20 protein-coding genes and 1 tRNA gene are annotated in these 24,767 nt (G+C 54.3%); 11 read left to right on the top strand and 10 right to left on the bottom strand.

Features of this window, described 5'->3' with window-relative positions:
• Positions 1 to 131 precede the first annotated feature (131 nt).
• The 6 genes from BISA_RS08975 (at position 132) to BISA_RS08950 (ending at position 5,670) form a co-directional block, all read left to right on the top strand.
• Positions 132 to 1,091 (top strand): DsbA family protein, encoded by a 960-nt coding sequence (locus BISA_RS08975; RefSeq protein WP_033891512.1) that lies wholly within the window; start codon positions 132 to 134, stop codon positions 1,089 to 1,091.
• 198 nt (positions 1,092 to 1,289) lie between these two features.
• Positions 1,290 to 1,363, top strand: a tRNA-Thr gene (locus BISA_RS08970).
• Between the two features lie 320 nt (positions 1,364 to 1,683).
• The gene (locus tag BISA_RS08965) at positions 1,684 to 3,165 is read left to right on the top strand and encodes an aggregation-promoting factor C-terminal-like domain-containing protein (RefSeq protein WP_033891510.1); all 1,482 of its coding nucleotides are present in this window, start codon (positions 1,684 to 1,686) and stop codon (positions 3,163 to 3,165) included.
• Positions 3,166 to 3,186: 21 nt separating this feature from the next.
• On the top strand, positions 3,187 to 4,095 hold the full coding sequence (rsmA, locus tag BISA_RS08960; RefSeq protein WP_033891509.1) for a 16S rRNA (adenine(1518)-N(6)/adenine(1519)-N(6))-dimethyltransferase RsmA: 909 nt from the start codon (positions 3,187 to 3,189) through the stop codon (positions 4,093 to 4,095).
• A complete protein-coding gene (locus BISA_RS08955; protein ID WP_051917454.1) occupies positions 4,095 to 5,024 on the top strand; it encodes a 4-(cytidine 5'-diphospho)-2-C-methyl-D-erythritol kinase in 930 nt (309 codons plus the stop codon). Before rsmA ends, BISA_RS08955 begins: the two co-directional genes overlap by 1 nt.
• Before the next feature lie 16 nt (positions 5,025 to 5,040).
• Positions 5,041 to 5,670 (top strand): LytR C-terminal domain-containing protein, encoded by a 630-nt coding sequence (locus BISA_RS08950; protein ID WP_033891508.1) that lies wholly within the window; start codon positions 5,041 to 5,043, stop codon positions 5,668 to 5,670.
• A 180-nt stretch (positions 5,671 to 5,850) separates the two neighbouring features.
• On the opposite strand, the gene BISA_RS08945 is transcribed toward BISA_RS08950, so the two are convergent.
• Positions 5,851 to 7,269, bottom strand: coding sequence for a CCA tRNA nucleotidyltransferase (locus tag BISA_RS08945; protein ID WP_033891507.1), 1,419 nt, complete (start codon positions 7,267 to 7,269; stop codon positions 5,851 to 5,853).
• A 276-nt stretch (positions 7,270 to 7,545) separates the two neighbouring features.
• Here BISA_RS08945 and BISA_RS13495 point away from each other — a divergent pair, with 276 nt between their 5' ends.
• From BISA_RS13495 to BISA_RS08925, 4 genes are all read left to right on the top strand, one after another.
• The gene (locus tag BISA_RS13495; RefSeq protein WP_420308725.1) at positions 7,546 to 8,676 is read left to right on the top strand and encodes an NUDIX hydrolase; all 1,131 of its coding nucleotides are present in this window, start codon (positions 7,546 to 7,548) and stop codon (positions 8,674 to 8,676) included.
• A gap of 80 nt (positions 8,677 to 8,756) precedes the next feature.
• Complete coding sequence (locus BISA_RS08935) at positions 8,757 to 10,994, top strand: DUF6049 family protein (protein WP_033891506.1); 2,238 nt, start codon at positions 8,757 to 8,759, stop codon at positions 10,992 to 10,994.
• Positions 10,991 to 14,965 (top strand): murein biosynthesis integral membrane protein MurJ, encoded by a 3,975-nt coding sequence (locus BISA_RS08930; RefSeq protein WP_033891505.1) that lies wholly within the window; start codon positions 10,991 to 10,993, stop codon positions 14,963 to 14,965. The genes BISA_RS08935 and BISA_RS08930 overlap by 4 nt, the downstream gene beginning before the upstream one ends.
• 141 nt (positions 14,966 to 15,106) lie before the next feature.
• Positions 15,107 to 16,102: an NAD(P)/FAD-dependent oxidoreductase gene (locus BISA_RS08925; protein ID WP_033891504.1), complete on the top strand. Its 996-nt coding sequence runs from the start codon at positions 15,107 to 15,109 to the stop codon at positions 16,100 to 16,102.
• Between the two features lie 22 nt (positions 16,103 to 16,124).
• On the opposite strand, the gene BISA_RS08920 is transcribed toward BISA_RS08925, so the two are convergent.
• The gene (locus BISA_RS08920) at positions 16,125 to 16,784 is read right to left on the bottom strand and encodes an ATP-binding protein (RefSeq protein WP_051917452.1); all 660 of its coding nucleotides are present in this window, start codon (positions 16,782 to 16,784) and stop codon (positions 16,125 to 16,127) included.
• A gap of 264 nt (positions 16,785 to 17,048) precedes the next feature.
• Between BISA_RS08920 and BISA_RS08915 the strand changes: the two genes are divergently transcribed.
• Positions 17,049 to 18,461: an ATP-binding protein gene (locus BISA_RS08915; protein ID WP_033891503.1), complete on the top strand. Its 1,413-nt coding sequence runs from the start codon at positions 17,049 to 17,051 to the stop codon at positions 18,459 to 18,461.
• Positions 18,462 to 18,610: 149 nt separating this feature from the next.
• Here BISA_RS08915 and BISA_RS08910 read toward each other — a convergent pair whose 3' ends face one another.
• From BISA_RS08910 to rpmH, 8 genes are all read right to left on the bottom strand, one after another.
• The gene (locus BISA_RS08910) at positions 18,611 to 19,921 is read right to left on the bottom strand and encodes a ParB/RepB/Spo0J family partition protein (RefSeq protein WP_033891502.1); all 1,311 of its coding nucleotides are present in this window, start codon (positions 19,919 to 19,921) and stop codon (positions 18,611 to 18,613) included.
• Positions 19,921 to 20,889, bottom strand: a complete 969-nt coding sequence (locus BISA_RS08905) for a ParA family protein (RefSeq protein ID WP_033891500.1) — start codon at positions 20,887 to 20,889, stop codon at positions 19,921 to 19,923. The genes BISA_RS08910 and BISA_RS08905 overlap by 1 nt, the downstream gene beginning before the upstream one ends.
• A gap of 261 nt (positions 20,890 to 21,150) precedes the next feature.
• Positions 21,151 to 21,816 (bottom strand): 16S rRNA (guanine(527)-N(7))-methyltransferase RsmG, encoded by a 666-nt coding sequence (gene rsmG, locus BISA_RS08900; protein WP_033891499.1) that lies wholly within the window; start codon positions 21,814 to 21,816, stop codon positions 21,151 to 21,153.
• 153 nt (positions 21,817 to 21,969) lie between these two features.
• Positions 21,970 to 22,503: a Jag family protein gene (locus tag BISA_RS08895; protein WP_033891497.1), complete on the bottom strand. Its 534-nt coding sequence runs from the start codon at positions 22,501 to 22,503 to the stop codon at positions 21,970 to 21,972.
• A gap of 126 nt (positions 22,504 to 22,629) precedes the next feature.
• Entirely contained in the window at positions 22,630 to 23,643 is a 1,014-nt protein-coding gene (gene yidC / locus BISA_RS08890; protein WP_033891496.1) for a membrane protein insertase YidC, read from the bottom strand.
• Complete coding sequence (gene yidD / locus BISA_RS12625; protein ID WP_081890083.1) at positions 23,640 to 23,957, bottom strand: membrane protein insertion efficiency factor YidD; 318 nt, start codon at positions 23,955 to 23,957, stop codon at positions 23,640 to 23,642. Before yidD ends, yidC begins: the two co-directional genes overlap by 4 nt.
• Before the next feature lies 1 nt (position 23,958).
• Positions 23,959 to 24,306 carry a ribonuclease P protein component gene (gene rnpA / locus BISA_RS08885; RefSeq protein WP_033891494.1) on the bottom strand — a complete coding sequence of 116 codons (348 nt, stop codon included), beginning with the start codon at positions 24,304 to 24,306 and terminating at the stop codon, positions 23,959 to 23,961.
• A 34-nt stretch (positions 24,307 to 24,340) separates the two neighbouring features.
• Positions 24,341 to 24,475 (bottom strand): 50S ribosomal protein L34, encoded by a 135-nt coding sequence (rpmH, locus tag BISA_RS08880; protein WP_003825298.1) that lies wholly within the window; start codon positions 24,473 to 24,475, stop codon positions 24,341 to 24,343.
• Between the last annotated feature and the right edge of the window lie 292 nt (positions 24,476 to 24,767).

Genomic DNA, 24,767 nt, shown 5'->3' with positions numbered 1-24,767 from the left:
GCTGCTAACATCGCTGGCAGACCTCGGCTTTCACATGGAATTCATCTCATATCAGCTCTCAGCACAGTCTTGCTCAGCACTGGTCATTATGATTGGCCCCAGCATCCGCAAGTTATTTCAGGGGGATTATTATGGTCGATTCCAAGCGTCAGGCCAAGCGCGCCACCCGCGCTGAACGCCGCGCAGCCGAAGAAGCCGCATTGCAGGCGCAGGCAGCTCAGGCGGCTAAGGAACGTAAACAGCAGACCATTATCGGCATTATCGTAGTGGCCATCGTGGTAGTGCTGGTGGCAGTGATTGGCGTGGTGATTTACCGCAATGTCACTAAGAGCAGCACCAGCGCCACGGATAACGCTACCGCCTACAGCAAGATGCAGTCGGTGGAAACACAGCCTGCCAAGGCCAACGATAAGGGCGGCTTCCTGATTTCCAAGGATGGTTACGGCAAGAAAACCGCCAAGGTGCCCACTGTTGGCATCTACATGGAGCCGCTGTGCCCAGGCTGTGCTTCGGTGAACCGTCAGCTCGACCCCACGCTGGTCAAGATGATGAACGCCGGCCAGCTTAACTTGGAACTGCACTTCCTGAACTTCCAAGACAATAAGAGCTCGGATAATTATTCCAACCGTGCATTCAATGGCGCTATCTACATTGCTGAGCATGATAGCGACCCGAATCATCTGATGAACTACCTGTCCAACATTTACGCCGAGGACTTCCAGCCCGGCGAGCTGGATAACTATGTGTCGGTAAAGAACAGCAAGCTCGAAGAACAGGCCGTGAAGGCTGGCGTGAGCGAGGATGTGGCCAAGGCTGCGTTCAGCGGCAAGAACGAGTATGTGGAATGGTTGTCCGCCTCCAACGATTACACGATTAGCCGCCCTGAGCTCTTCTCTTCGTCCGGAGCCTTCTCCTCCCCCACGCTGACCATCAACGATACGTACTGGAGCCTGAACAACATCACGCTGGCGAACACCACGATGGTTGATGGCTTCTTGAAGGCTGTGGGCTTGAAGTCCGATCAGGTGGGTGTGGAAGGCCAGCTGCCCTCCATCGGCGCCAATAAGAAGCCGATCGACATCACCGCCTGAGATCAGGCTCAATGCCACGAATCCCTCCATTCGGTTCCGCCGATGGAGGGATTTCTCATATGAATGGGCAAAATGCGGCCGAAACAGCGCCATCTGCGTTTCGAACCGCTTCGACACCAAGTACCACACGTTCCGCAACTGCTGGTATGCTATTCATTTGTCCAAAACGTTTCATGTACAGTGTTGTGTTTTGAACATGCCTCTTTAGCTCAGATGGCCAGAGCGGCCGCCTTGTAAGCGGCAGGTCGTCGGTTCGATCCCGACAAGAGGCTCGTTGCGCGGGAAAAAAGCGTATCATGGTAACAGGGATGCGCAGTTGCTTCCCACGTAATAATTAAGTCTTACTTTGAGTAAGTTCTCCAGGAGCCTTCCCCCAACTTATGGCTTCTGGAATGAGGGCGGAGCGTCCCCCAACCAGCTCCGCGCCTTCCAAGGGGGGCGGGACATCCCCTTCTCTCCCGCCCCCCCTTTTTTCTTTGTCTTCATCGCACCCACATCCGAGCAGGTATGGTAACGGTGGTCTGCCAACGCGCAGAACGAACCAGTCCAGCCGTTACGATGGTGGGCGGTAACTATTCGCGATCAGGAAGAGATGGACATGGCACGGCGTTGGACCCCGCAGCGGTTTGTTACACTGCGTCGCATCCGCGTAATTGCTTGCATTGTGGCGCTTACCGCATCAATGGTTGGCTCGTTCGCGTTTACCGCGCGCAAATCAGTGGCTCTCAACGTCAATGGAAAAACCACCCAAGTCACCACGTATGCAATGACTGCTACGCGACTGCTGGAAGAGCAGGGCATCGACGTTAAGTCTCATGACATTGTTCAGACGTCTTCCGGCAACCAGCTCACCAATCATTCCGTAGTGACCGTACGCTCCGCCTACCAGACCACCATCAACATCGATGGCACGGAAGTTCCATTCTGGACCGTGGCCACCAGCGCCGACCAGCTGCTCGGATTCTTCAAAGAGAACAACGCTCAGGCAAAGAAAATCACAGTCGACATTGATAATGTCTACAACCAGCTCACCGGTGGCCTGGTCATCAACCAGGAAGGCCCGGTTACGGTTATCGCCGATGGTAAAAGCTCCGTGGCACCAAACGGCAAGCTGCCGGCCGCTTCCATCCTGGATTCCAAGGGCATTGTGCTGGGTAAGGAAGACCGCGTCAGTGTAGAGAAGGATGGCGATCAGACGATTTTGCGCGTCAAGCGCGTCACCCACGGCGAGGAAACCCGCACTGTTGCCATCCCGTTCGAGACCCAAACCATCATTGACCCGAATCTTGATGAAGGCCAGACTGAGATTCGTCAGCAGGGTGAGAACGGTGAGAAAACTCAGGTATACAGCGTCACTTATGTTGATGGCGTGGCTGAATCGGAAACGTTGAAATCCGAAACCATTACGAAGATGGCTATCGATCAGATTATCGCTGTAGGCCCGGCTAAGCCGAAAACCGATAGCGACTCATCTAGCACTGGTTCTTCCGATTCTGATAGTTCCAAGGATTCCGACACTAAGGCTGACTCTGGGTCGAACGACTCCAGCAAGAACGATTCGTCCGCTAACAACAATTCCGGGAGTAATTCCAACAACTCCAATAGCGGTAATAATTCCAACAGCGGCAGCACCGATAACGGAAATTCCGGTAACAATAATTCCAATAACAATTCGAATAATTCCGGGAACAATTCCAATAATTCAAACAACAACAGCAATAACAACAGCTCAACGGACACCACACCGTCCGGCAGACTGTGGCACCCGACCGTTGCCCAAGCGCAATCCTATGCAGCAGGTGCCGCAGCACAGCGAGGCTGGACTGGAGCTGACTGGGATGCGCTGGTGAAGCTGTGGAATCGCGAATCCGGCTGGAAATGGTATGCCGAAAACAAATCATCCGGCGCCTACGGTATTCCTCAGTCGTTGCCTGCCAGCAAAATGGCGGCGTTCGGCGATAACTACCGTGATGATGGTGCTGTGCAAATCGATTGGGGCCTGTGGTACATCGCGCAACGATACGGCAGCCCGTCCGTGGCATGGCAGCATTCCGAACAAACCGGCTGGTATTAAAGATTGCAAGGAACAACCGTTATGACTGAAACCGCAAACACCGCTGCCGGCCATCTGCTGGGAGCCGCTGATATTCGCCGTATCGCCGCTGACGCCGGCGTGAGCCCGACCAAGAAGTTCGGCCAGAATTTTGTGATTGACCCTGGCACCGTGCGCCGCATTGTGCGCGAAGCAGGTGTTACCAGCACTGATCATGTGATGGAAGTTGGCCCAGGCTTGGGTTCCCTGACTTTGGCGATTCTGGAAACCGGCGCTTCGATGACCGCAGTGGAAATCGACCCGCCGCTGGCCGAACGTCTGCCCGGCACGGTGGCTGAGTTCATGCCTGAAGCCGCGGACCGTTTGAAAGTGGTCAACCGTGATGCGTTGACTGTGACTCCTGAAAATGTGCCGGATTTCAATGGTGATGATTCCTTCACACTGGTGGCCAATCTGCCGTATAACGTGGCCACGCCGATTCTGCTGACCTTGCTGGAGCGCTTTGACCATCTGGGTTCGTTCCTGGTTATGGTGCAGAAGGAAGTGGCCGATAGGCTTGCCGCCAAGCCTGGTTCTAAGATTTACGGCACTCCGAGTGTGAAGCTCGCATGGTATGGCACTGCGGAACGTGTGGGCACGATTGGCCGCAACGTATTCTGGCCGGCACCTAACGTGGATTCCGCTTTGGTGAAGTTCACTCGATACGCCGCTGATGACGCAAGCAATCCCGCTACGGGAGATGCAGCACCTGACCGCGAACAGGTGTTCCAGCTGATTGATGCCGCATTCGGCCAACGCCGCAAAACGCTGCACGCAGCATTGAAGCATATGGTGCCTGCGGAAGCCTTCACGGCCGCAGGTATTAATCCGACCCGTCGTGGCGAGACGCTTACCATCAGTGAATTCGCCGCGCTGGCTTCTGCAGTTTCCGCTCACAACAAGGCGGCATAATGACTACTGCATATGCTCCTGCCGTGCGAGTGGATTGCCCGGCGAAAACCAATCTCACATTGGAAGTGGGTCCCACCCATGAGGAGTGGGGCGGTCGCCATGCTTTAGATACGGTGTATTGCGCAGTTGGCGTGTACGACACGGTCACCGCAGCGGCGAAAGAACCCGGCACTGGGTTCTCGCTGGAACTTGAAGGCGCCCACCTCGGCGATCTGGCTTCATCAAGCAGCGATATGCGCCGCAATCATGCCGTTTTGGCTTTGTTCGCTATGGCCCAGGAGGCTGGCCGCGAACCGGATGTAGCTCTGACTATCACCAAGCGCATTCCGGTTGGCGCAGGCTTGGGCGGTGGCTCTGCGGATGCGGCCGCCGCAATCCTTGCTATTGACCGGCTGTGGGATCTTCATTGGCCTATGGAGCGGCTGCGCGCCATAGCCGCCACGTTGGGTGCGGATATGCCGTTCTGCTTGACGGGCGGGCTTGCGCATGGCACCGGTTTTGGCGAGCGGATCGAAGACATCGATCCGAACAGCGCATGGGCTCAGGATCTGCATGATCAAGGGTTTACCGGCGAAGTGTTGATTGGTGCTTATCAATCACAGTTAAGCACTCCCGAGGTGTATCACACGTTCGATGTGGTGGGCGCAGGAGCCGGCGACCGTAATCATTTGCAGGCCGCCGCCATTAGTCTGCACCCGCGCAGCGGTCAGGCCATCGAAGCCGCGTTACAGGCTGGAGCGCGTCACGCTTTTGTCTCTGGCTCGGGCCCCTCTGTGGTGGCTTTTGTGCCTGATGCCGCAACAGCACAACGCGTTATCGATACTTGGGTCGAGCAGAATGCCGCTGACCGCATTATCAGGGCTCAGGCACCGGCGACCCCAGTCATCGCGTCACCCAGTGACGCTAATGTAGCAACAAGCCACTTGTGAGTGAAGGAAGTTAACGATGCCGCAACAGATTGACGAACGTCAGGCCCGTAAACGATACGTACGCCGCCGCCAGACCGTCGTATTTTCCATCAGTGGCGCGGTGATGGTGGTTGCACTGGTGATTTCGCTGCTATTCAATTTCCATGTGGGCGGCTTGGGCTTGGTTTCCACGCCGTTGGCGGAGCCGAATTATGGTAACCCTGCGCCGTGCGCCGTAAAGGGTGACGACGGCAAGGCCAAGTATGTGTCCAATACTTCGATTGGTGTTCGCGTGTTGAACGGCACCTCTCACTCCCAGTTCGCTGCCGCTGTGAGCAACGCGTTGGGTGTTCGCGGATTCGCCATGCAGGAAGCCGGCAACTTCTCCTCCACCAATGTGGAACGCACTACGATTTACTTCGGCAAGAACGCCATCAATCAGGCGTACACCGTGGCAGGCAACTTCACTGATGCCACGATGATTATGAACGCCCGCGAAGATCAGCTCATTGATGTGGTGCTCGGCGCTACGTTCAACGATTTGAAGGATGAGAAGCAGTCCCCACAGGAAGGTAAGGAAATCACCAGCATCGAAGGCTGCAAGGCCGCCGATAAGATGACCAATCTTCCGGCAGATACTCAGCATGACGCGTATCCTGCACAATGATTTGCTAGTCGTGTGACTACGAAAAGAGGCAGCCTCAGGGCTGCCTCTTTTTAGTATCTGGCCTGATTATCAGAATCGGCCTACGGCCGATAGATCTTTCTGCAGGCGTATGCCCGCTTGCTTCTCTCCCTCAGTCAGCTCCGCTGACAGCTCCCTCATCAGAGGGAGCCAGAAAAAAGATCACTGCTGAATTTCGGCGTACCAGCGTTTGAGTTCGGCTACGGCCACATCATGCTCGACTGGGCCATTATCAAGGCGATATTCGAGCATGTGCTTGTAAGCTCGGCCAATCATCGGACCAGGTTCCAAGCCCAAAAGCGCCATCATCTCATTGCCGTCCAGGTCAGGACGAATCGCGTCGAAGTCTTCCTTCTTCTTCAACTCGCGCACGCGCTCTTCCATCTCATCCATCGCATGCGCGAAAATCGCCGCCTTACGCTTGTTCTGCGTAGTGGCGTCGGCACGGGTCAAACGGTTCAAACGCTCATACAGATGGCCGGAATCCTTCACGTAGCGGCGCACCGCGGAATCAGTCCACGGCTCATCCACATACCCGTGGAAGCGCAGGTGCAGGTTGACCAGCTCGGAGACGTCTTCCACAAGATGATGGTCGAAACGCAATGCCTTCAAACGTTTGCGGGTCATCTTGGCGCCTACGGCATCATGATGGTGGAAGCTCACCTTGCCGCCTGGCTCGAATCGACGGGTCTTCGGCTTGCCGATGTCATGCATCACCGCAGCCAAGCGCAGCGTCAAATCTGGAGCAGGCACCGGGCCGTCCGGACCGGTTTCCAAAGCAATTGCACGCTCCAGTACCATCATCGTATGCTCGAACACATCCTTATGGCGGTGGTGCTCGTCAATCTGCAGCTGCAAAGCCGGAATCTCCGGGAACACAATGTCTGCAAGACCGGAATCCACCAATGCTTCAAGACCCGCGCGCGGGCGGTCGGAAAGCAATAGTTTGGTCAGTTCGTCGCGCACGCGCTCAGCGGAGACGATTTCAATGCGGTCGCGCATAGAAGTAATCGCTTCGGCGGCATCGGGCGCGATGCTGAAGCCCAGCTGTGCCACGAATCGCACCGCGCGCATCATACGCAACGGATCATCGTCAAATGACTGGCGAGGATCGACCGGCGTGCGCAACACGCCCTTGGCCAAGTCGCTGGCGCCACCGAACGGATCCACGAATTCCAGATCGGGCACGCGCAATGCCATTGCGTTGACGGTGAAATCACGGCGCGACAGATCACCTTCGAGCGTGTCGCCATAATTGACTTCCGGTTTGCGTGAATCCGGGTCATACGTATCCGAACGATAGGTGGTGACTTCCACCTTGACTTCGGTACCGTCCGCGCGCCGGCGCATAGCTCCCAGCGTGCCGAATTTACGACCCATATCCCAGAATCCGTCATGCCCCCAACGGCGCAGAATCGGTTCGAATTGCTCGGGTCTGGCGGACGAACAGAAGTCAAGGTCATGGCTACGCCTATGCAGGAGCAGGTCCCTAACCGGACCGCCGACCAATGCCAGCTCATACCCCTGTTCCTTGAACAGTCGGCCAAGTTCAATCGCCTCGGGCCACACTTCGAAATCCAATGGGCACCTTCCCCTATGTGGACGTTTTTCTGCCCTCCTAGCATACCGTTACCCCACCTGCACACGGGATTGAGTAAGGTGGGAACCATGATTACGCCCGCCGACCTTGCCCACATGATTGGGCAAACACCCAATGCTGCGGGCAACCATACCCAAGATCAGCTGCTGTATACCTCGCAAACACCGCAGAATTCTGCGGATTTGGAGGATTCTACCCCGGTTGTGAGCAACGATGAGCAGCAGCCCGTTGCGCCAACTCCGGCCACCGTGTTCGGCATGAAAGCCACGGTGACCATCGCCACGCCGAACGAAACCATCGCAGGGCAAACCGATGGCATAGCCGCCGAAGCTGGAGCGGAGACGATGGCCAGCATCGCCATTGCAGCATCGGCTGCGCCAGCTCCGCCAATTGAGACTTCTGCTCCTACACCGGCCACGGTGTTCGGACGGAAGTTCGCTGGTTCACCCACTACTGAAGCTCCTCAGAACGCATCAGAATCCTTTATTTCAGTGGATTCGGCAGGCAATCAGGATGCCGCACACACTGTTGCGGATGGCCCGAGCGCTTCTGTTACAGCAGATGCTGAGAGTGTTGAGCATACCAAGGCACCATTGTCTGCCGCAGCGGCCATGCGCGCTATTGCAGCCGCAACCTTGCATTTCACCGCTCCAGCTGCCCAGTCAGATGCAGAACCTGCAGTAACACCGTCAACGGACTCACCTGTTTCGCCGACTGCGCCTGAGCCAACTGTGCCAGAAGCAGCCCCCGCACCCGTCATACCGACGCCTGCGGATGTGCTGCGCGCTGTGTCGAACGCTGCACAATCCGCCAAGCAAACCACAGCACAATCCGCTGCAGCGCCAGCAGCCACACCGACTGTTCCAACCGGCCCGACCCCGGCCATGATGCCGCAGAAGCGCACTTCCGATGGACCCACTACGTTCGCCTCATTGGATGCTCAGGAATTGCCCGTGGTACGCGAATATTCGGCTGGTGGTCTGATTTTCGACAATCAGAACCGCGTGGCTATTATCGCCCGCCATTCACGTTCCGGTCATCTGGAATGGTGCTTGCCTAAGGGACATATCGAAAAGGGCGAGACACCGCAGCAGACAGCTGTACGCGAGGTGCATGAGGAGACCGGCATCTTGGGTGAGGTGATTGATTCCATCGCCACTATTGACTACTGGTTCACCGGAACCACGCAGCGTGTGCATAAGCTGGTGCATCATTTTGCATTGCGCCAGACTGGTGGCGAACTGACCGTAGAAGGCGACCCGGATCATGAGGCCGAGGACGCTATTTGGGTGCGTTTTGATGATTTGGATGATGTACTGAGCTACCCGAACGAACGCAAAATCGCGTGGCTGTACGCCAGGAAGAAGAACAGGCAGGCAAACGAGTGACCCTACCCGCAATCCAACACCGCCCGCATCATGGCGGGCGTTTTGCACATGCCGTCGCTGCAGCTTTGGTGGCTGGAGCGATGCTGTTTGCACCGACCGCATGGGCGGATACCACAACAACCACAACGAATGGCGCAACGGATAGCCAGACAACATCCGAAGCCTCATCCGCGCAAAACCAGCCAGCGGAAACGTTGACCATCGCACAGAGCACGCCTATCGTCACCGCTTCCTCTGGTTTCCACATGCAGATTGTGGTGGCCAATCGCAGCGACGCTGACCTACCTGCCGGCTCGCTTACCGTCAACACCAATGCGTTGTTCACCTTTGCGTCGCGCTCCGATATGCAGGCATGGGCAGAGAACGGTACCAATATTCCCACGCCGAACAATCTCGCAACCGTAGATGTGCCGGCAATCACCGCAGGCAGTACGGCAACCGTGGCCATTGATGTGACGGCAGACCAGCAGACGCTGACATCGATGCGCAGCTGGGGTCCCAAGCCGCTCAACCTGTACTATGTGGCAGGCGATACGCATGAGGAATTGCACAGCTTCCTGACCCGCTCTGCAGACGGGCTTAATACCGCGCAAACGCCGGCTATGGGTCTTACTGTGGCCATGCCGTTAACGTCTAGCGACTGGCAAACCAATGAGACGGCAATCACCGATCTGATTGAGGAAAATGATACGTCGTCGTCCTCGTCGGCTGCGCAGGCATCCGGTAGCCAGTCGAAGGAAACCGCCAACAGTAACGGTTCCTCATCCGACAACGACACTGATAATGATGATGCTTCCGATGATGCGGATTCTTCCGTCAGCACGAACAGCACCGAACCGCTGCTGCTGAGCACGCAGAGCATTGCGCAGACCAAGGCAGTGGAACAGGCTGTGGCCAAGCATCCTAAGCTGCAGGTCGTGGCCGATCCGCTGTATTTGCAGGAATCGGGCAGCAAGCCGACTGTAGCCGGTGTGATGCAGCCAGCGGATTTTGATATCACCGCATATGCTGCAGTCAATAATGCTTCGGCGTATACCAGTGCCGGTGTTTCGGATGCTCAGTGGACTGCGAAGAGTACACAGACGCTGTATGCAGTGGCCACTAAAACCACGGATACGCCGAATGCCTATGCTTGGCAGGGTTCGGCCGACTGGACGTTGGATGCGCTCACCAAAGCTCGTGCGCAAGGCTATACCACGGTTATTGCCGGCTCCTCGTTTGATGCCGAGCAGACTGATACCGTGCACACTGGCACATATACGGTCAACACGTCAGCCGGCGATGTGACCGTGCTCAAGGAGCAGTCTGAATTAGGCACGCTGGCGCATGGTCATGCCACCAGCAAGGAAGCCACTGCTGAAACCAGCGATGCCGGCCGCTTAGCCCGTCTGCTCGCCCAAAGCGCCTTCTACCAAATGGAACAGCCGTATACCACGCGCAACCTGTTGATGACGTTCACTCGTTCGAGTTCGGCAGATTGGATCAATCAGGTGATGAGCGCGCTCGAACAGGCATCTTGGCTCAATCTCACCGATTTGAACACGATGGCCAGCATGGATCCATATCAGGTGAATGATTCGGTCAATCAGAATGCAGACGCACCTGATACCTCGGCAACGCAGTCAATCCTGAACCAGCTTGCCGGCAGCAGGCAGAACATGACGCGCTTGGCCAGTTCGATTCTTAAGAACAGTGTGAATTCCAGCGATATCGATACGTTGGACACTCAGGCTCTGGCCCGTCGTGACGCGGATTCCACTGCAAGCCATAGCAATAATCCCAAGCAGTGGATCAGCGACCTGCTTGCCCTCCATGACAGCATGGCCTTGCGCGCCCTCACCGGCTCCGAGCCAACCGAAAGCCATCAGCGTATGGCGGATGCCGCACAGAACATGGCGAATACGCTGCTGAACAGCGTGAGCATCACGCCTTCCGAATCAATTTCCGTGTTCAGCGAATCAGCAAAAATGCCGGTAACCGTGAGCAATAATCTGCCGTATGCAGTTAATGTGCAGGTGAATTCGATTACTGATTCCATGCAGATCGTCACGTCACGATCCAACACCATTGTGATTCCCGCTCACAGTGAAGCCCAAGTGGCATTCACCATTCGTGTCTCTACTTCCGGCTCCACCACCGCGCATATCTCACTGGCCGACCGCCACGGCAATGCGTTCGGCAACACGCAGGACACTGTGATAACCAGCGTGCTGCGTATCAGCGATGCCAGCGGCTTCGTCATTATCGGTTTCGCCGTGCTGCTGGGCGTGGTGGGATTGTGGCGCCAGTTCAACCGTAAGAAGGATCCCGACGAATGAGTTCTACCGTAGGCCGTAATTCACTCATCATGGCTTCCGGCACTGCGGCTTCCCGTGTGACCGGTCAAATTCGTACGATTCTGTTGGCTGCGGCTATGGGCACCACCGGGCTCGCCGCAAACGCCTATCAGGCCGGCTCAATGATTCCGCAGGCCATTTTCACGCTGGTGACCGGCGGTATTTTCAATGCCGTGCTGGTGCCGCAGATTGTGCGCACGCTTAAGGAAAAAGACGCCCAGGAACGTCTGAATCGCCTGATTACGTTGGCTATCGTCATCCTGCTGGCGGTTACGGTTCTGATGGGTGCCGCCTCTCCTCTGCTGACGCGTCTATACGTTGGCGGCAATGATTCTCAGATGATTGCGCTCACCACGGCGTTCACGCTATGGTGCATGCCGCAGATCTTCTTCTATGGCCTTTACACCGTGCTGGGCCAGATCTTGGCCGCTAAAGACCATTTCACCGCCTATGCGTGGAGTTCCACCGGTGCGAATGTCATCAGCTGCGCTGGCTTCACCGCGTTCATTCTGCTGTTCGGTAAAGCCAATGAGCAGCCGCTCGATTTCTGGACAGGCGGCAAAATTGCGCTTACCGCAGGCACTTGGACGCTGGGCGTGGCCTTCCAAGCGTTGATTCTTTTTATTCCTCTGATGCGACTCGGCTTCAAATACCGCCCGCAGTTCGGTTTGACCGGCTTCGGTTTGAAGGCGATGGGCCCAGTGGCCTTAGGCTCACTGGGTGTGGTGGTTATCACCGAAATTTCCGGCATCATTCAAACCCGTATCGCCACACTGGCACCGCTTCGCGCACATGAGATGGTTGGCGCCAGCCTGTTCGATATTGCCGGCAACGCCACTTATCAGAACGCTTACACGCTGTTTATCCTGCCGTATTCGCTGATTGCGGTGTCTGTATCCACAGCCATGTTCCCGAAGATTTCGCGCTCCATTGCCGAACATAACCTGGATGAGGCGCGCACTGATCTGAGCAGTGCATTGAACAATGTGGGCTTGGTCATCATGTTCTTCGCTGCGGCAATGATTGTGTTCCCAGAGCCGATTATTCGCGCGCTGCTGCCGTCTGTATCGATGAACGAAACGATGCTGATCTCATATGCGCTGATTCCGTTGAGCTTCGGTATTCCGCTGGTTTCTGGATTCCTGCTGATTCAGCGCACGTTCTACGCGTTTGAGGATGGTTGGCATCCGTTCCTGTGCAATCTCATCGACTATGCGTGCGTCATCGCACTGATGGTGGCCAGTATGGTACTGCTGCCGCCGCAGTATTGGGTGGTGGGCATCGCCTGTTCCGCACCGATTGGTTCGATTATTGCCTTGCCGCCTACGTTGATGATGCTGCGTAAGAAATTCAATGGGCACCTTGGTCTGAAGGTGGTAGGCGTGGCCTATGGCAAGGCGCTGGCTGCCGCAGTGGTGGCTGGCGTTGCAGTTCGCTTGCTCAAGAATCCGATAGTGGATTTGTTCAAGGCTGATATTCAGCCGGCCAAGCATATGGATGGCGGCATCTTCCATAGGCCTGATCCCAATGGTCCGGCAGCCAATCCTGGCGGCGGTCATATGGGCTGGCTTTCCGCTGTGGGCATCTGCGTAGTGCTTACCATCGTTCTGGCTGTGGTGTATGTGGCCGTACTGTGGCTGCTGCGCACGCAGGAATTGAAGGCTATTGCGGGCCCTATGCTGGCGCGATTGGGGTTGGGTCGCAACATGGTTGCGGCTACTGCTGATGATCAGCCAAGCGACACTCCCGATAGCGCTCAGGGAATTTCACCTAGTGAAACGGGCCAAGAAATCACCCCTGAGGAGGACTTCTCTCAGGCTAGCCCCACGGATAGAATGTCAAAGACAATCCCAAGCAGTATTAGTAACAATCGTATGGAGCCGGACACGCATATGAAACCGCAATTGGGCGATACCATTCTTAACCGATACACACTGGTGTCAGCACTGCGTGAGGAACCCGGCATTGAAGCTTGGAAGGCGAATGACCGTATTCTGGCCAAGGACTGCCAGCTGTATTTGGTCACTGACCGCCGCCAGCTCAATACCATTAACGAAATCGCGGGCACGATTACGGCTACCCGCCCTGAGCATTTTGTGCCGGTGCAGAAGTATCGCCGTCAGGGTGATTCCATGCTGGTTATCACGCCGGTGGATAGCGGCAAATCGCTGACTGAATACATCAGCTTGCATTCCAGCAGCCCGCTGAGTTTTAATGCGATGCGCTCGATCATCGGCGAATTGTCTGAAGCCATTCGCCCGATGTTGCACGGAGACGCTACCGCAAGCATCGTGCTCACCACGGATACGGTTCGTATTTCCAGCGCTGGCATTGAAATCACGGGCGCACCTTTCGCTCCGCTGCTGGCCGATACTTCCGGCGCATCACTGGAGGAGGATGGCGCAGAACGTCATGCCGTTCGCCAGCTGGCGGCACTGCTGTATGCCTTGCTGACCAGGAAGCGTAATCCTCAGCAGCCTGCCTTTACTTTGGCTGCTTTGCCGCAGGATACCCCTGGTGAGTTCCAGGTTATCTGCAAGCGTGGCTTGGAGCTGTTCAGCGGCGATGAGCTTACGCTGCCAATGGCTTCCTTGGCTGAATTGGATGCACTGCTGGGCGATTGGAAGCCGCTGCAGGAGCTCGACGATACTGAGATTGCTTTGCCGAATGTTGCTGGCGATCCCTCCATTATTCGTATGCTGCTGAATAAGGCTGATACTGCTGCGGAGCTTGGTGAAATTCCTGCTTCGCTGATTACCAGCAAGCAGCTGCCCGATCTGGCGATTACTCAGGCCGGCCCTGTCGCAGCTGTTCCAGGTCCGAATGGTGCGGCAGTGGAGGAACCTGGCCGTCACCTGTTCGATTTCAAGTTCTCTGATGCTTGGAATGCTGAGAATCTTTCCGGCGATGATACGGCCGATTGGTTCAATGATTTCAACGCTCCTGCTGCCGGTGCCTTTGCTGGCAACTCTCACCCAACCGTTCCGATTTCTACGGATGGTTATGGCGAGACTACGAGCCGTATTCCGGTCTATGACGCTGGCGGCCGTGAGATTCAGCCGGGTGAAGAGTCATTGCGCGCGTTGGAAGAAGAGCAGGCTCGTATTGCTGAGGTTGCGGCCATTCCGCCGAGCTATGATCCGAAGAATCCGCCTGTGAAAAAGACTGGCGAAGACGATCATCTGCCTAACGAGAACCTGTTTGGTAGCTTTACCACCAAGGTAGTGGCTCTGATTGTGGCACTTGTTGTTGTGGTTGCCGCTGGATTCTGGGCATGGAGCGCATTCCAGAAGAGCGGTGTGGACCCGGCCGATGCCACGGATACCACCAAGTCTTCCACCGGCGATTGGCCGGATGTGAACATGAACGAGGTTCCGTTCGGCGATCAGAAATCTTCTGATTCCGGTTCTGCTGACGATTCCAACTCCACGGATTCCTCTCAGTCCTCGAACTCGAGTTCGAACTCTTCTTCTGACTCTTCCAATTCCGGTACGCAGGATTCAGAGAAGTCCAACTCTTCCTCCTCTTCTTCGAGCAACGCTAAGGCTCAGAAGAAGTCCACTGTGAAGAAGGTTGTGGAAGATAGGTCGGTCAAGTCCGTACCGCAGCCGCACGTGGTGAACACTACGGCATACACCATTTCAAGCGCCAACTTCGTTTCCAACCCTGGTGGACAGTCTGGTTATGGCTACACCCTGCATCTTGATCAGCCACATGATGTGTCTCGCATGATCATCTCCATCCGTAGCTCGGGTGGTAAGGGATACATTCGCGCCAACACAACCGGCAATCCGTCTGAGGGCGAGGAGATGGCTTCCTTCACCTTCGCTGAAGGTGGTACCACTGAAGTGAAGTTCAGCAAGTCGGTCACCACTCAGGATCTGATGCTGTGGGTGCCGATGGATAGCCTGCCTCAGAACCAGCTCTACATTCAGAAGGTAGAAGTCTTCTAACCCGCGCTTCCATTGCACGCACACAATGCCCTCCCTCGTGGAGGGCATTGTGGCTTTGGGCCGAAATTACGGGAAGGCTGACGTATCACCCGTATGATGGTGAACCTAGGAATACCGAAGACTTTTATGTGGGGAGAGACTATGGCACACAACGTTGTTATTATCGGCTCTGGTCCGGCCGGCTACACTGCGGCTATTTACCTCGGCCGTGCGGGATTGAATCCGCTGATGATTACCGGCGCTTTGGCTCCGGGTGGCCAGCTGGTGAACACCACTGAGGTGGAGAATTTCCCCGGCTTCCCGGAAGGTATTCTCGGCCCTGATTTGATGGACAACATGCGCGAGCAGGCCAAGCGTTTCGGCACTGAATTCGTTGCCGACGATGTGACTGCTATTGCTTCCGTGGGCACGGATAATGCGCCGCTGTATCGTTTGGAACTGTCCGATGACGAGGTGTTGGAAACTCGTGCGGTGATTATCGCCACCGGTTCCAAGTTCCGTAAGCTGGGTGTTCCCGGTGAAGTGGAGCTTTCCGGACACGGTGTTTCCTACTGTGCCACTTGCGATGGTTTCTTCTTCCGCAACAAGCCGATTGTAGTGGTTGGCGGTGGCGATTCCGCTTTTGAAGAGGCCCTGTTCCTGACCCGCTTCGGCTCTTCTGTGACGTTGATTCATCGCCGCGATGAGTTCCGAGCCTCGCAAATCATGGTGGATCGAGCAAAGGAAAATCCGAAGCTCAATTTGCTCACCAATACTGTGGTCACTGAAATTCATGGCAAGGAAACTGCACCGGCTGCTATTCCTGCTTCGCTGCCCGGCATTGGCCTTAAGCCCAAGCCACAGGTGAATGTGAGCAGTGTTTCACTGAAGAATACGGTTACCGGCGAGACCAGTGAGTTGGAAACCGCTGCCGTGTTCGTGGCTATCGGCCACACGCCTGCCACCGATTTTGCCGCTTCTGTGGTTGATCGCGATGAGGATGGGTACATTCTTGTGGACGGTGCCAGCACGCGCACCAGCACCCCGGGAATCTTCGCTGCAGGCGACTGCGTGGACCGCGTCTACCGCCAGGCCATCAGCGCCGCAGGCATGGGCTGCCGTGCCGCCTTGGATGCGCAGGAGTACCTGAGCGAATAGCGCACATAACAGTAATCACGTTTTACTCTTTGGCGAGCAGCCAATCGATAATGTTTATGCCACGTATGCCGTTGTGCGTTTGCGGGAATTCATCCATACTGAGCACGTACTTCGGCCAGTTGTCTCGCACGGCATCAAACACGCCGAACTCACGGTCCACCGTCTGCTGTGAACCAAGCAAGTACGTGACCTGATAGTAGGAAACCGTGTCACCGCGTCTGGCGATGAAGTCTATTTCCTTATCCCCCACTTTGCCCACGTGCACGTCATAGCCGCGCCGCTTCAACTCCATGTACACGATGCCTTCCAGCACCTGATCGATGGCATTGGCGTTGCTCAGGCCAACGGCATGGCGCAAACCCTGATCGACCACGTAATATTTCTCGTTAATTTTCAGCGTGCGTTTGCCGATGGAATCCTCGCGGGGCGCACGGTAGATAAGGAACGCTTTGCCTGCGGCATTAAGATAATTGGCGATAGTTTCAGGCGATACTTTGCGCTGCTCGCTTTTCATGTATGCGGCAATATTGGCGGCAGTAATCAGATGCCCTTCCTCGCCGATAACATACCGGATGACGCGCTCCAAGGCATCACTATCGCGAATGACGCACTCGACCAAGTCCACGATGCAGCGTGGATTATCACTGCAATCGTTCAGATCATTGGTGATGCTGCTCTTCATCTCAACGTCACTCAGGCACCTCATCCCATACGCCAATCACATAACGTTGACCTATGGGGGCTTATTGTTTCACGTGAAACATTGCAGCTTGTATGAATCATTCAACGGTCATCTATCGCCGCAACCGATTGCTGCACCTTATATGATTACGATTTATATTATCGTGATAATTATTATCGTGATAATATAAATCGTAAACCAATTAACAATTGTTTCCTTGAAAAACAACGTTAGACAAACCTCACACAGCATGGAATGGGCAGCATGACATTCATTGGTAGAGAACAAGATCTGAAGCAGCTTGAAGAATGCTATGCTGCCCATAAAGCCCAGCTCGTGTTTGTATATGGCCGTAGGCGCGTCGGAAAAACTGAAACGCTCATTCACTTTGCCAAGGACAAAGACACAATATTCTTCGCAGCGCAACATGCCACGAAAGAAGAGCAACTAGCCTCATTCTCTCGCGTCATGTTCGAAGCAGGTGCACCCGGAAAAGATTATCTCCAGCAATATCCTTCCTGGGAAAGTGCATTAACCGAAATAACACGCTTGCCAAATGCCAGCAATGGTCGGCGAAAACTCATTATCTTTGACGAATTCCCGTATCTAGTCAAATCGGACCCCTCACTCCCATCGGTATTGCAGAATCTGTGGGATCACACCTTACGCAATGCCAATGTGATGATAGTAATCTGCGGCAGTGCCATGAGCTTTATCGAAAAAGACCTGCTTGGAGAAAAGTCCCCACTCTACGGTCGTGCGACCGGCATCCTCAAAATGCTACCCATGCCATACTGGGATGCAACACGTTTCTTCCCGCAATACAGCGATGAAGACAAGGCTCTAGCGTATGCGATATTAGGGGGCATCCCACGCTATCTTGAAGAATTTGACCCCGATGAATCCATCGAGGTCAACATCAAGCAGCATATCCTGCGTCGCATTGCTCCCCTGTACAGTGAAGTTGAGTTTCTTCTTCACGAAGAATTGCGCGAAACCTCAAAATACAACAGCATCATACGAGCGATAGCCCTCGGAGCAACATCACTCAACGAAATATCTACACAAGCAATGATGCCTAATGCAACAGTGCCTTCCTATCTCAACAACCTGATGGAACTCGGCATCGTGGAACGTGAGTTCCCCGTCACCGCCAAACTCAAAGAGCAAGCCAAAGGTGCACGTGGACTCTACCAGTTGAGTGACAACTTCTTCAGATTCTGGTACACGTTCCTCTTCCCCTACCGATCAGAATTGGAACAAAGCGATATAGAGGGCGTATACAAACACCATATCAAGCCAATGCTTCATGATTTTGCTGGCAAACCATTTGAAGAACTTTGCCGAGCATGGCTATGGCGTGAAAGCACTGCTGGACGACTCCCATTCCACGCTCGCGAGGTTGGACGATGGTGGAATCGCCATGATGAAATTGATGTAATGGCGATTAATGCTACCGGCTCATCAGCCATTGCGGGTGAATGTAAATTCCGTAATACCCCTGTAGATCGTTCCGTATTGAATCTACTACGTGATCGTGCGTCTCGCACTGGTATCAATCAACGGTCGTACTACCTATTCTCGCTTGGTGGCTTCGAACAACCATTGATTGATGATGCTACATCAAGCGAATCTGATGTGAGGCTTATTGGCATCCATGATTTGTTCGAGCTATAACTCAGCGTCGCTCACCCTGCCGTACGGAGCATTTAGCGCAAAGTAATAGGGCTGGCTTCCTATCCATAGAAGCCAGCCTTTATGCGATTGATAGAATCGAACCCACGTCAGCACTTTGCCGACTAGTTCAGTCTATCGCAGCATGCCAATCACACCCACTTGGATTCCGAATCGCCACTGCTTGGCTGATTCGGTACCAGGAGCTTCAGGATGCGATCCATGTCTTCCGGGGAAGAGAACACGATTTCGATGCGACCGTGCTTCTGTGTGCCCTTAATGGACACCTTGGTATCGAAATGATTTTCCAGGCTCTGCTGCACAGCCGAGCCAACCCACGGATTGGTCTTGGACTTCTTCGGCTTCTTCGGCTGCTCCCCCGACGCAATCTTCATCGCCACGATCTCTTCGGTGCTGCGCACAGAAAGACCTTCGGAGATAATGCGAGATGCCAGCTTGTCCATTTCCTCAGGATCGCTCAAGCCCAGCAGAGCGCGAGCATGACCAGAAGACAGCACGCCAGCAGCTACCTTCTTCTGTACTGCCGCGGGAAGGTTCAGCAAACGCAGCATGTTGGCAATCTGCGGGCGGGACTTGGAAACCGACTTGGAGAGCTGCGCTTGAGTCAGACCGAACTCATCAATCATCTGCTGGTAGGCAGCCGCCTCTTCAAGAGGGTTCAATGCCACGCGATGCAAGTTTTCCAGCAACGCGTCACGTAGCATGTCATCGTCAGCAGTGGTCTTGACAATGGCGGGAATGGTTTCCAAACCAGCCAGCTGAGACGCACGCCAACGGCGTTCACCCATAATCAATTCATACGGGCTGTCCAGATGGCCAGCGAACGGATTGGCAGACGATTCCTGATCGTCCTTCTTGGCTTTCGCTTCGGCAATCTGATCGGCCGGGCGCTTGCGCACCACAATCGGCTGCAAAACACCGACTTCTTTGATAGAGGCAGATAGCTCGTTGAGCTCATCCTCATCAAAGATGGTACGCGGTTGATGTACGTTCGGGCCAATGTCGCTGAGCTTCAACTCTGCAAGATAGCCGCCCTGCACAGGCTTTAGCTCAACCTTCTCTTCGTCCTTACCGGATTTAGCGGTCTTAGCGGCCTTCGATGTTTCACGTGAAACATCCTTGCTCGTCGCCTTCGGAAGGTCGGCAACCGGAAGCTGCGGTTGAGGTGAATCCGAACCGAAGAACAAATCACTCGGGTGAGCAATATCATCCAATGCTGGCATGGCCGCGCGTTTGGCCATGTTCTTCTTCACATTGTTCGATGCCTTACCGGGAGTCGCCACTGAAGTAGCAGCAGAGGCCAGCACCTTGGTTGCCGACTTCGTTTCCTCCACCTTTTTGGCATTCTCAGGAGACTTTACTTTCTTCTCGACAGTCTCATCCCCTGGCAAATCAGGAAATAGTGCGCCGAGTCCCTTGCCCAATCGTGATTTCGATGCCATTATTTCCTCCTCGAATCAAGAGCGTCGAGTACATTCTGAGAGCGTCCAGCGATTTCCAGAGCGGCTTCACCATAAGCAATAGCACCCAAACCGCGAGGATCATAAGAGATAACCGATTGCGAGAAGCTCGGAGCTTCGGAAATCTTGACCGAGCGAGGAATCGTAGTATCCAGCACGATATTAGGATAGTGCCCCTTGACCTCGTTGTACACTTCCCTACTGAGCAGGGTACGACGATCGAACATCGTGACCAGCATAGTAGACACCAGCAGCACAGGATTGAAATGATCCTGAACCAGACCGATGGTGTTAATCAGCTGTCCCAGACCTTCCAATGCATAGTATTCAGCCTGAATCGGAATCAACATCTCCGTCACCGCGCACATGGCATTAATTACCAACAGACCAAGGCTCGGCGGGCAGTCAATGAAGACGTAATCATAATGCTTGTCAGACTGGCGCAGATACTGCTCAAGCGCTTCCTTCAACAAGATATTACGATTCGGCAAATCCGCAACCTCAAGTTCGGCACCACTCAAATCGATGGATGCCGGCACCACATCAAGCGTCGGGAAATCAGGGCAAACGCTGATGACATCTTCAATAGAAGAACGGCCTTCGAGCACATCGTATGTAGAAGGATCACCAGAAGCATGAGGAACACCCAGTGCCGTGGAGGCATTGCCCTGAGGATCCATGTCGATGACCAGAACCTGAGCGCCAAACTGTGCCATTGCAGCAGCAAGATTCACGGTGGAAGTAGTCTTACCTACACCACCCTTCTGATTGGCGACGGCAATCAGTCGAGTACGCTTCGGCTTCGTAAATACAGCCTGCTGCAGAGCCTCGTACCGTGAATTTTCATCGGCCATCTGGCTACCCAACCCAGAATTATCCCCACCAAAAATACGATGAAGGGTTTCGGAAGCAGACTCAATCACTTCCTCTTGATGATCCTTCGTGGCCATCGCTTCTCCTTGCACTGATATAGTTTCAAGTCTTCCTATTCGCATGGACAGGGTGCGAGGTTATCCACTTTTTCAGAACACAATGTGGATAACTGTGGATAAGTAGGTGTCTTCACCGCTGTCTTTTACGTTTTTCCTTGCCAAAAATCCTTGATTTTTGAACGATTTCGAGCTTATCCACGTTTTTGCACTACCAATGTGGATAACTTAAGTGGCATGTGCAAAATGTGGATAAGTGGATAGTGAATACAGCCACGCTCATCACCGCTTATCAACAATGACCACATGCGTCGGTTCCAGATCCGGACCCACGGGGGCCTCCACTACTCGCGCATTACGTCCACCGAAACGCCCTATCTGATCCTTTGCCTTATCGAGCTCTACCTGTGCGGAACGACCCTTCAGAGCAATGAGTTGACCAGACGGCTTAAGCAACGGCAACGTCCACCCCGACAATTTAGTCATGGGGGCAACAGCTCGACAGGTGACCACGGCAAATGGATGAATCTTATGCTTACGCACCTGAGCGATGACTTCATCAGAACGACCGCGAACCAACGTCACGTTATTCAGACCCATCAGGTCCACACACTCGGTCAGCCAGTCGATACGACGTTCCATTGGCTCAATCAACGTAAATTGATGATCCGGAAGGCAAGCCGCAGCAACCAATCCCGGGAAACCACCGCCACTGCCAACATCGGCCACCGTTTTAAATCGAGCACCAGCGGTCGACTGCTGTACATACGGCACGATGGCTGCTGAATTCAGAATATGACGTTCCCAGATGATATCCACGTCACGCGGACCGATAAGACCCCGAGGTTCGCCTTCGCTCTCGAGTTTCTTATGGAACAATTCGAGTTGAGGCAGCGTATCCCTAAGAATCTCGGACAGAACCGGAGATCCTTCCAAAGCGTCTGTCATGGTCACTCCCCTCTTGTGTTTCACGTGAAACATCACACATGGAATGAGGCGCCGCTGGTACGACGCCTCATAGATATGAAACCAAATGCAATCACATGCTGCTGAGATGTGGAACTACCGTTAAGCTCGGCTTTATCTCAACAGCATCCGAAATCACTCCTGGTCGAAATCCTCAGCGTCTTCAGAATCCTCGCTCTTATTGCGCAGGTAGACGGTCACATAACGATGAGGTTCTTCACCATGAGAGCGGGATTTCAGACCTTCCTCACGAACCACATCGTGCACAACCTTGCGCTCGAAGGAGTTCATCGGTTTCAAATCATATGGCTCGCCGGATTCCTTCACGGCATCAACGGCATCAAGAGCGATATCACGCAAGTGCTGACGCTTGCGCTTCAGGAAGCCATCCACATCGACAATCAGGTGGGAACGCTCACCAGTCTTCTGCTGCACGGCAAGACGAGTCAGCTGCTGCAGAGCATCGACTACTTCACCATTGCGACCAATCAGATGCTTGATGTCGGTATCATCATCCGCAACAATCTGAACGGTCGGACGGTTGTTGCGAATTCCCATTTCGATATCGCCTTCATAGTCAGCAATATCAAGCAAGCCCTCGAGGTAATCGGCAGCGATGTCAGCCTCTTCGTTGAGCTGGTCGATTGACTTCTCGTCATCCTGTGCCATGCGGTACTCCTTCTAACAAATGCTAAGTTTCAAGTCTAGGCCCTGTTCCCATGAACAAGGTCCAAAGTGTCGAATGTGCTCCATGTTTCACGTGAAACATGGAGCACATTCAATCAACAGATGGTTTTACTTGCGCTTGCGCTTACGCTGAGGCTGGACTCGCTGATAGCCCTTGTTGTCCTTGTGCTCAGCTGCTTCCTTGGCCTTGATCAGCTCCTCTTCTTCCAGAGACGGCAGACCAGCCTTTTCACGGCGAGCGTTCTCGCGGCGGTGATCGCGCTTCTCCTTATCCTCGGCAGCCGGAGAGCCCGGAGTCGGGAAGTACGTGACCTGCCAGACCGTGCGGATCAAGTTGCAGACGTTGTTGGTCAGCCAGTAGACCAGCACAGCGAATGGCATGGTGATGCCGGAGAAGATGTACATGATCGGGAAGATCCACAGCATCATCTTCTGCATGGACTCGGCCTGCTTATTCATAGAAGCAGCGGCCATGTTACGCTTCATGCTGAAGTACTGCACGAACCACAGGCAGAAGCACATCAATGCAACGAAGATGCCAATGACGATCTTGCCGGCAAAAGCAGCGGAAGTGAAGTTGTCGGTGACGCTCACGATGCCGAATACATCGGTCTGGGTGAACTGCTTGGCAGTGGCCACATCGAATGCACCCAGCGGTTCCTTACGCACACCGTTGGCGATGTACGGAATGGCGGACAGCGTGTAGAACATGGCCATGAACACAGGGCCCTGAATCAGCATCGGCAAGCAGGATCCGGCCGGATTGGCGTTGTTGTCCTGGTAGAGCTTCATCATTTCGCGGCTCTGGGCTTCCTTGGAAGCCTGATCCGTCTTGCCCTTGTACTTGTTCTGGATGCGCTGCATCTTCGGAGCAAGTGCCTGCATCTTACGCATCGACTTAATCTGCTTGTAGAACAGCGGGAAGATACAGATCTGCACCACCAGCACCAGGCAGATAATGGCAAGGACCCATGAAACGCCGATCTCATTCATGCCAAGCAGCACGAAGAAATCATGCACAAGCTTCAGAATCCAAGTCTGGAGCCACTCGACCGGAGTCAGGAGCTTATAGAAGAATCCCCAGAATCCGCTATCGAGAAGGAATTGGTTTGGATTAGTCATCGATGGGCCTCTCCTTGGGTCGTGGCCAATGGTGTCAGTCGAGGTTCCTCATGAGCCTTCGACCAAGAAAATCTATAAAAAATTGAATAGTGTTGCGGCACGTCGTCTATTCCCCCGCGACTCCACGGCCGGCAACGAAGCAATCGCAATACGGCGAGCACTCCCCCTTTGAAAGCGCCATACCGTTCGAAAGCCTCAATGGCGTAATTTGAGCATGACGGATAATACTTACAACAAGGCGGTGTATTCGCGGAAATGTGACGCTGGTACCAGCGCACTCCGCGAATCATCACCGCCTTGATGGAAGTAGACATATCACTTCGCCTTGTTCGCCACGGCAGCAAAGCATTTGGCAATTTGGTGGTCCAAGGACTCGAACGAAGCGGAAGCTGCGCTCGGCTTGGCGCGCAACACAATGTCGCAATGTTCCGGGAGTTGGTGCTCATGCATCCTGGCCAGGACTCGGAACCTGCGCTTCACCGTGTTACGGGTAACCGCTTTACCTACGGATTTGGAGACGGCTAAACCCAGGCGACGATGATTCGCCTGGTCGTCATGCTGTTCGTCGAGCACCAGATAATGCACGACGATGTCTCTGCCACCGACCTTTCGCCGACGTTTCAATACGCCGACAAAATCACGATGGCTTTGAAGCCTCTCCACCTCGACTATGCCGCTGTGGTAATGATCGCTGAGATCAGGCGGACAGATTCTTGCGGCCCTTGGCGCGACGGCGGTTGATCACCGCGCGGCCGGAACGGGTGCGCATACGCAGGCGGAAGCCATGCTTCATGTGACGACGACGGTTGTTCGGCTGGAACGTCCTCTTCATATCAATGCTCCTAGGTCTATTTGGCAACGCTTCGCGCTGCCCTCACGTGAGTCAAGCTATACCAACGTACTCTCAACCCTGGTCACAAGTCAAAATAAAGCACGAGTTTTCACATTTCGACACGGCGCCCGCAACACGCCGAGGACCTGAGAAGTGGCGTAATATCAACCATTTCAACCCAAAAGTTATCCACAAACTACATTGATGTTATTCACAATCCAGCATTTCCAACACGCAACACGGTGGATAACTTCCGTGGATAGTAGTAAACATTACCTATTGTATCCATGTA

Source organism: Bifidobacterium saguini DSM 23967 (assembly GCF_000741715.1).
GTDB lineage: Bacteria > Actinomycetota > Actinomycetes > Actinomycetales > Bifidobacteriaceae > Bifidobacterium > Bifidobacterium saguini.
Note: the sequence above shows the minus strand (reverse complement) of the source record. Positions and strands in the feature narration are given on the sequence as shown.

Bases quoted from the DNA above. Each gene is read 5' to 3' on its own strand.
- rpmH (WP_003825298.1), bottom strand. From the start codon at position 24,475: ATGAAGAGGACGTTCCAGCCGAACAACCGTCGTCGTCACATGAAGCAT.
- BISA_RS08935 (WP_033891506.1), top strand. From the start codon at position 8,757: ATGCTGTTTGCACCGACCGCATGGGCGGATACCACAACAACCACAACG.
- BISA_RS08965 (WP_033891510.1), top strand. From the start codon at position 1,684: ATGGACATGGCACGGCGTTGGACCCCGCAGCGGTTTGTTACACTGCGT.
- BISA_RS08950 (WP_033891508.1), top strand. From the start codon at position 5,041: ATGCCGCAACAGATTGACGAACGTCAGGCCCGTAAACGATACGTACGC.
- BISA_RS08925 (WP_033891504.1), top strand. From the start codon at position 15,107: ATGGCACACAACGTTGTTATTATCGGCTCTGGTCCGGCCGGCTACACT.
- BISA_RS08910 (WP_033891502.1), bottom strand. From the start codon at position 19,921: ATGGCATCGAAATCACGATTGGGCAAGGGACTCGGCGCACTATTTCCT.
- BISA_RS08955 (WP_051917454.1), top strand. From the start codon at position 4,095: ATGACTACTGCATATGCTCCTGCCGTGCGAGTGGATTGCCCGGCGAAA.
- yidC (WP_033891496.1), bottom strand. From the start codon at position 23,643: ATGACTAATCCAAACCAATTCCTTCTCGATAGCGGATTCTGGGGATTC.
- BISA_RS08905 (WP_033891500.1), bottom strand. From the start codon at position 20,889: ATGGCCACGAAGGATCATCAAGAGGAAGTGATTGAGTCTGCTTCCGAA.
- rsmG (WP_033891499.1), bottom strand. From the start codon at position 21,816: ATGACAGACGCTTTGGAAGGATCTCCGGTTCTGTCCGAGATTCTTAGG.
- BISA_RS08915 (WP_033891503.1), top strand. From the start codon at position 17,049: ATGACATTCATTGGTAGAGAACAAGATCTGAAGCAGCTTGAAGAATGC.
- BISA_RS08895 (WP_033891497.1), bottom strand. From the start codon at position 22,503: ATGGCACAGGATGACGAGAAGTCAATCGACCAGCTCAACGAAGAGGCT.
- BISA_RS13495 (WP_420308725.1), top strand. From the start codon at position 7,546: ATGAAAGCCACGGTGACCATCGCCACGCCGAACGAAACCATCGCAGGG.
- BISA_RS08975 (WP_033891512.1), top strand. From the start codon at position 132: ATGGTCGATTCCAAGCGTCAGGCCAAGCGCGCCACCCGCGCTGAACGC.
- BISA_RS08930 (WP_033891505.1), top strand. From the start codon at position 10,991: ATGAGTTCTACCGTAGGCCGTAATTCACTCATCATGGCTTCCGGCACT.
- yidD (WP_081890083.1), bottom strand. From the start codon at position 23,957: ATGTCTACTTCCATCAAGGCGGTGATGATTCGCGGAGTGCGCTGGTAC.
- BISA_RS08920 (WP_051917452.1), bottom strand. From the start codon at position 16,784: ATGAAGAGCAGCATCACCAATGATCTGAACGATTGCAGTGATAATCCA.
- rsmA (WP_033891509.1), top strand. From the start codon at position 3,187: ATGACTGAAACCGCAAACACCGCTGCCGGCCATCTGCTGGGAGCCGCT.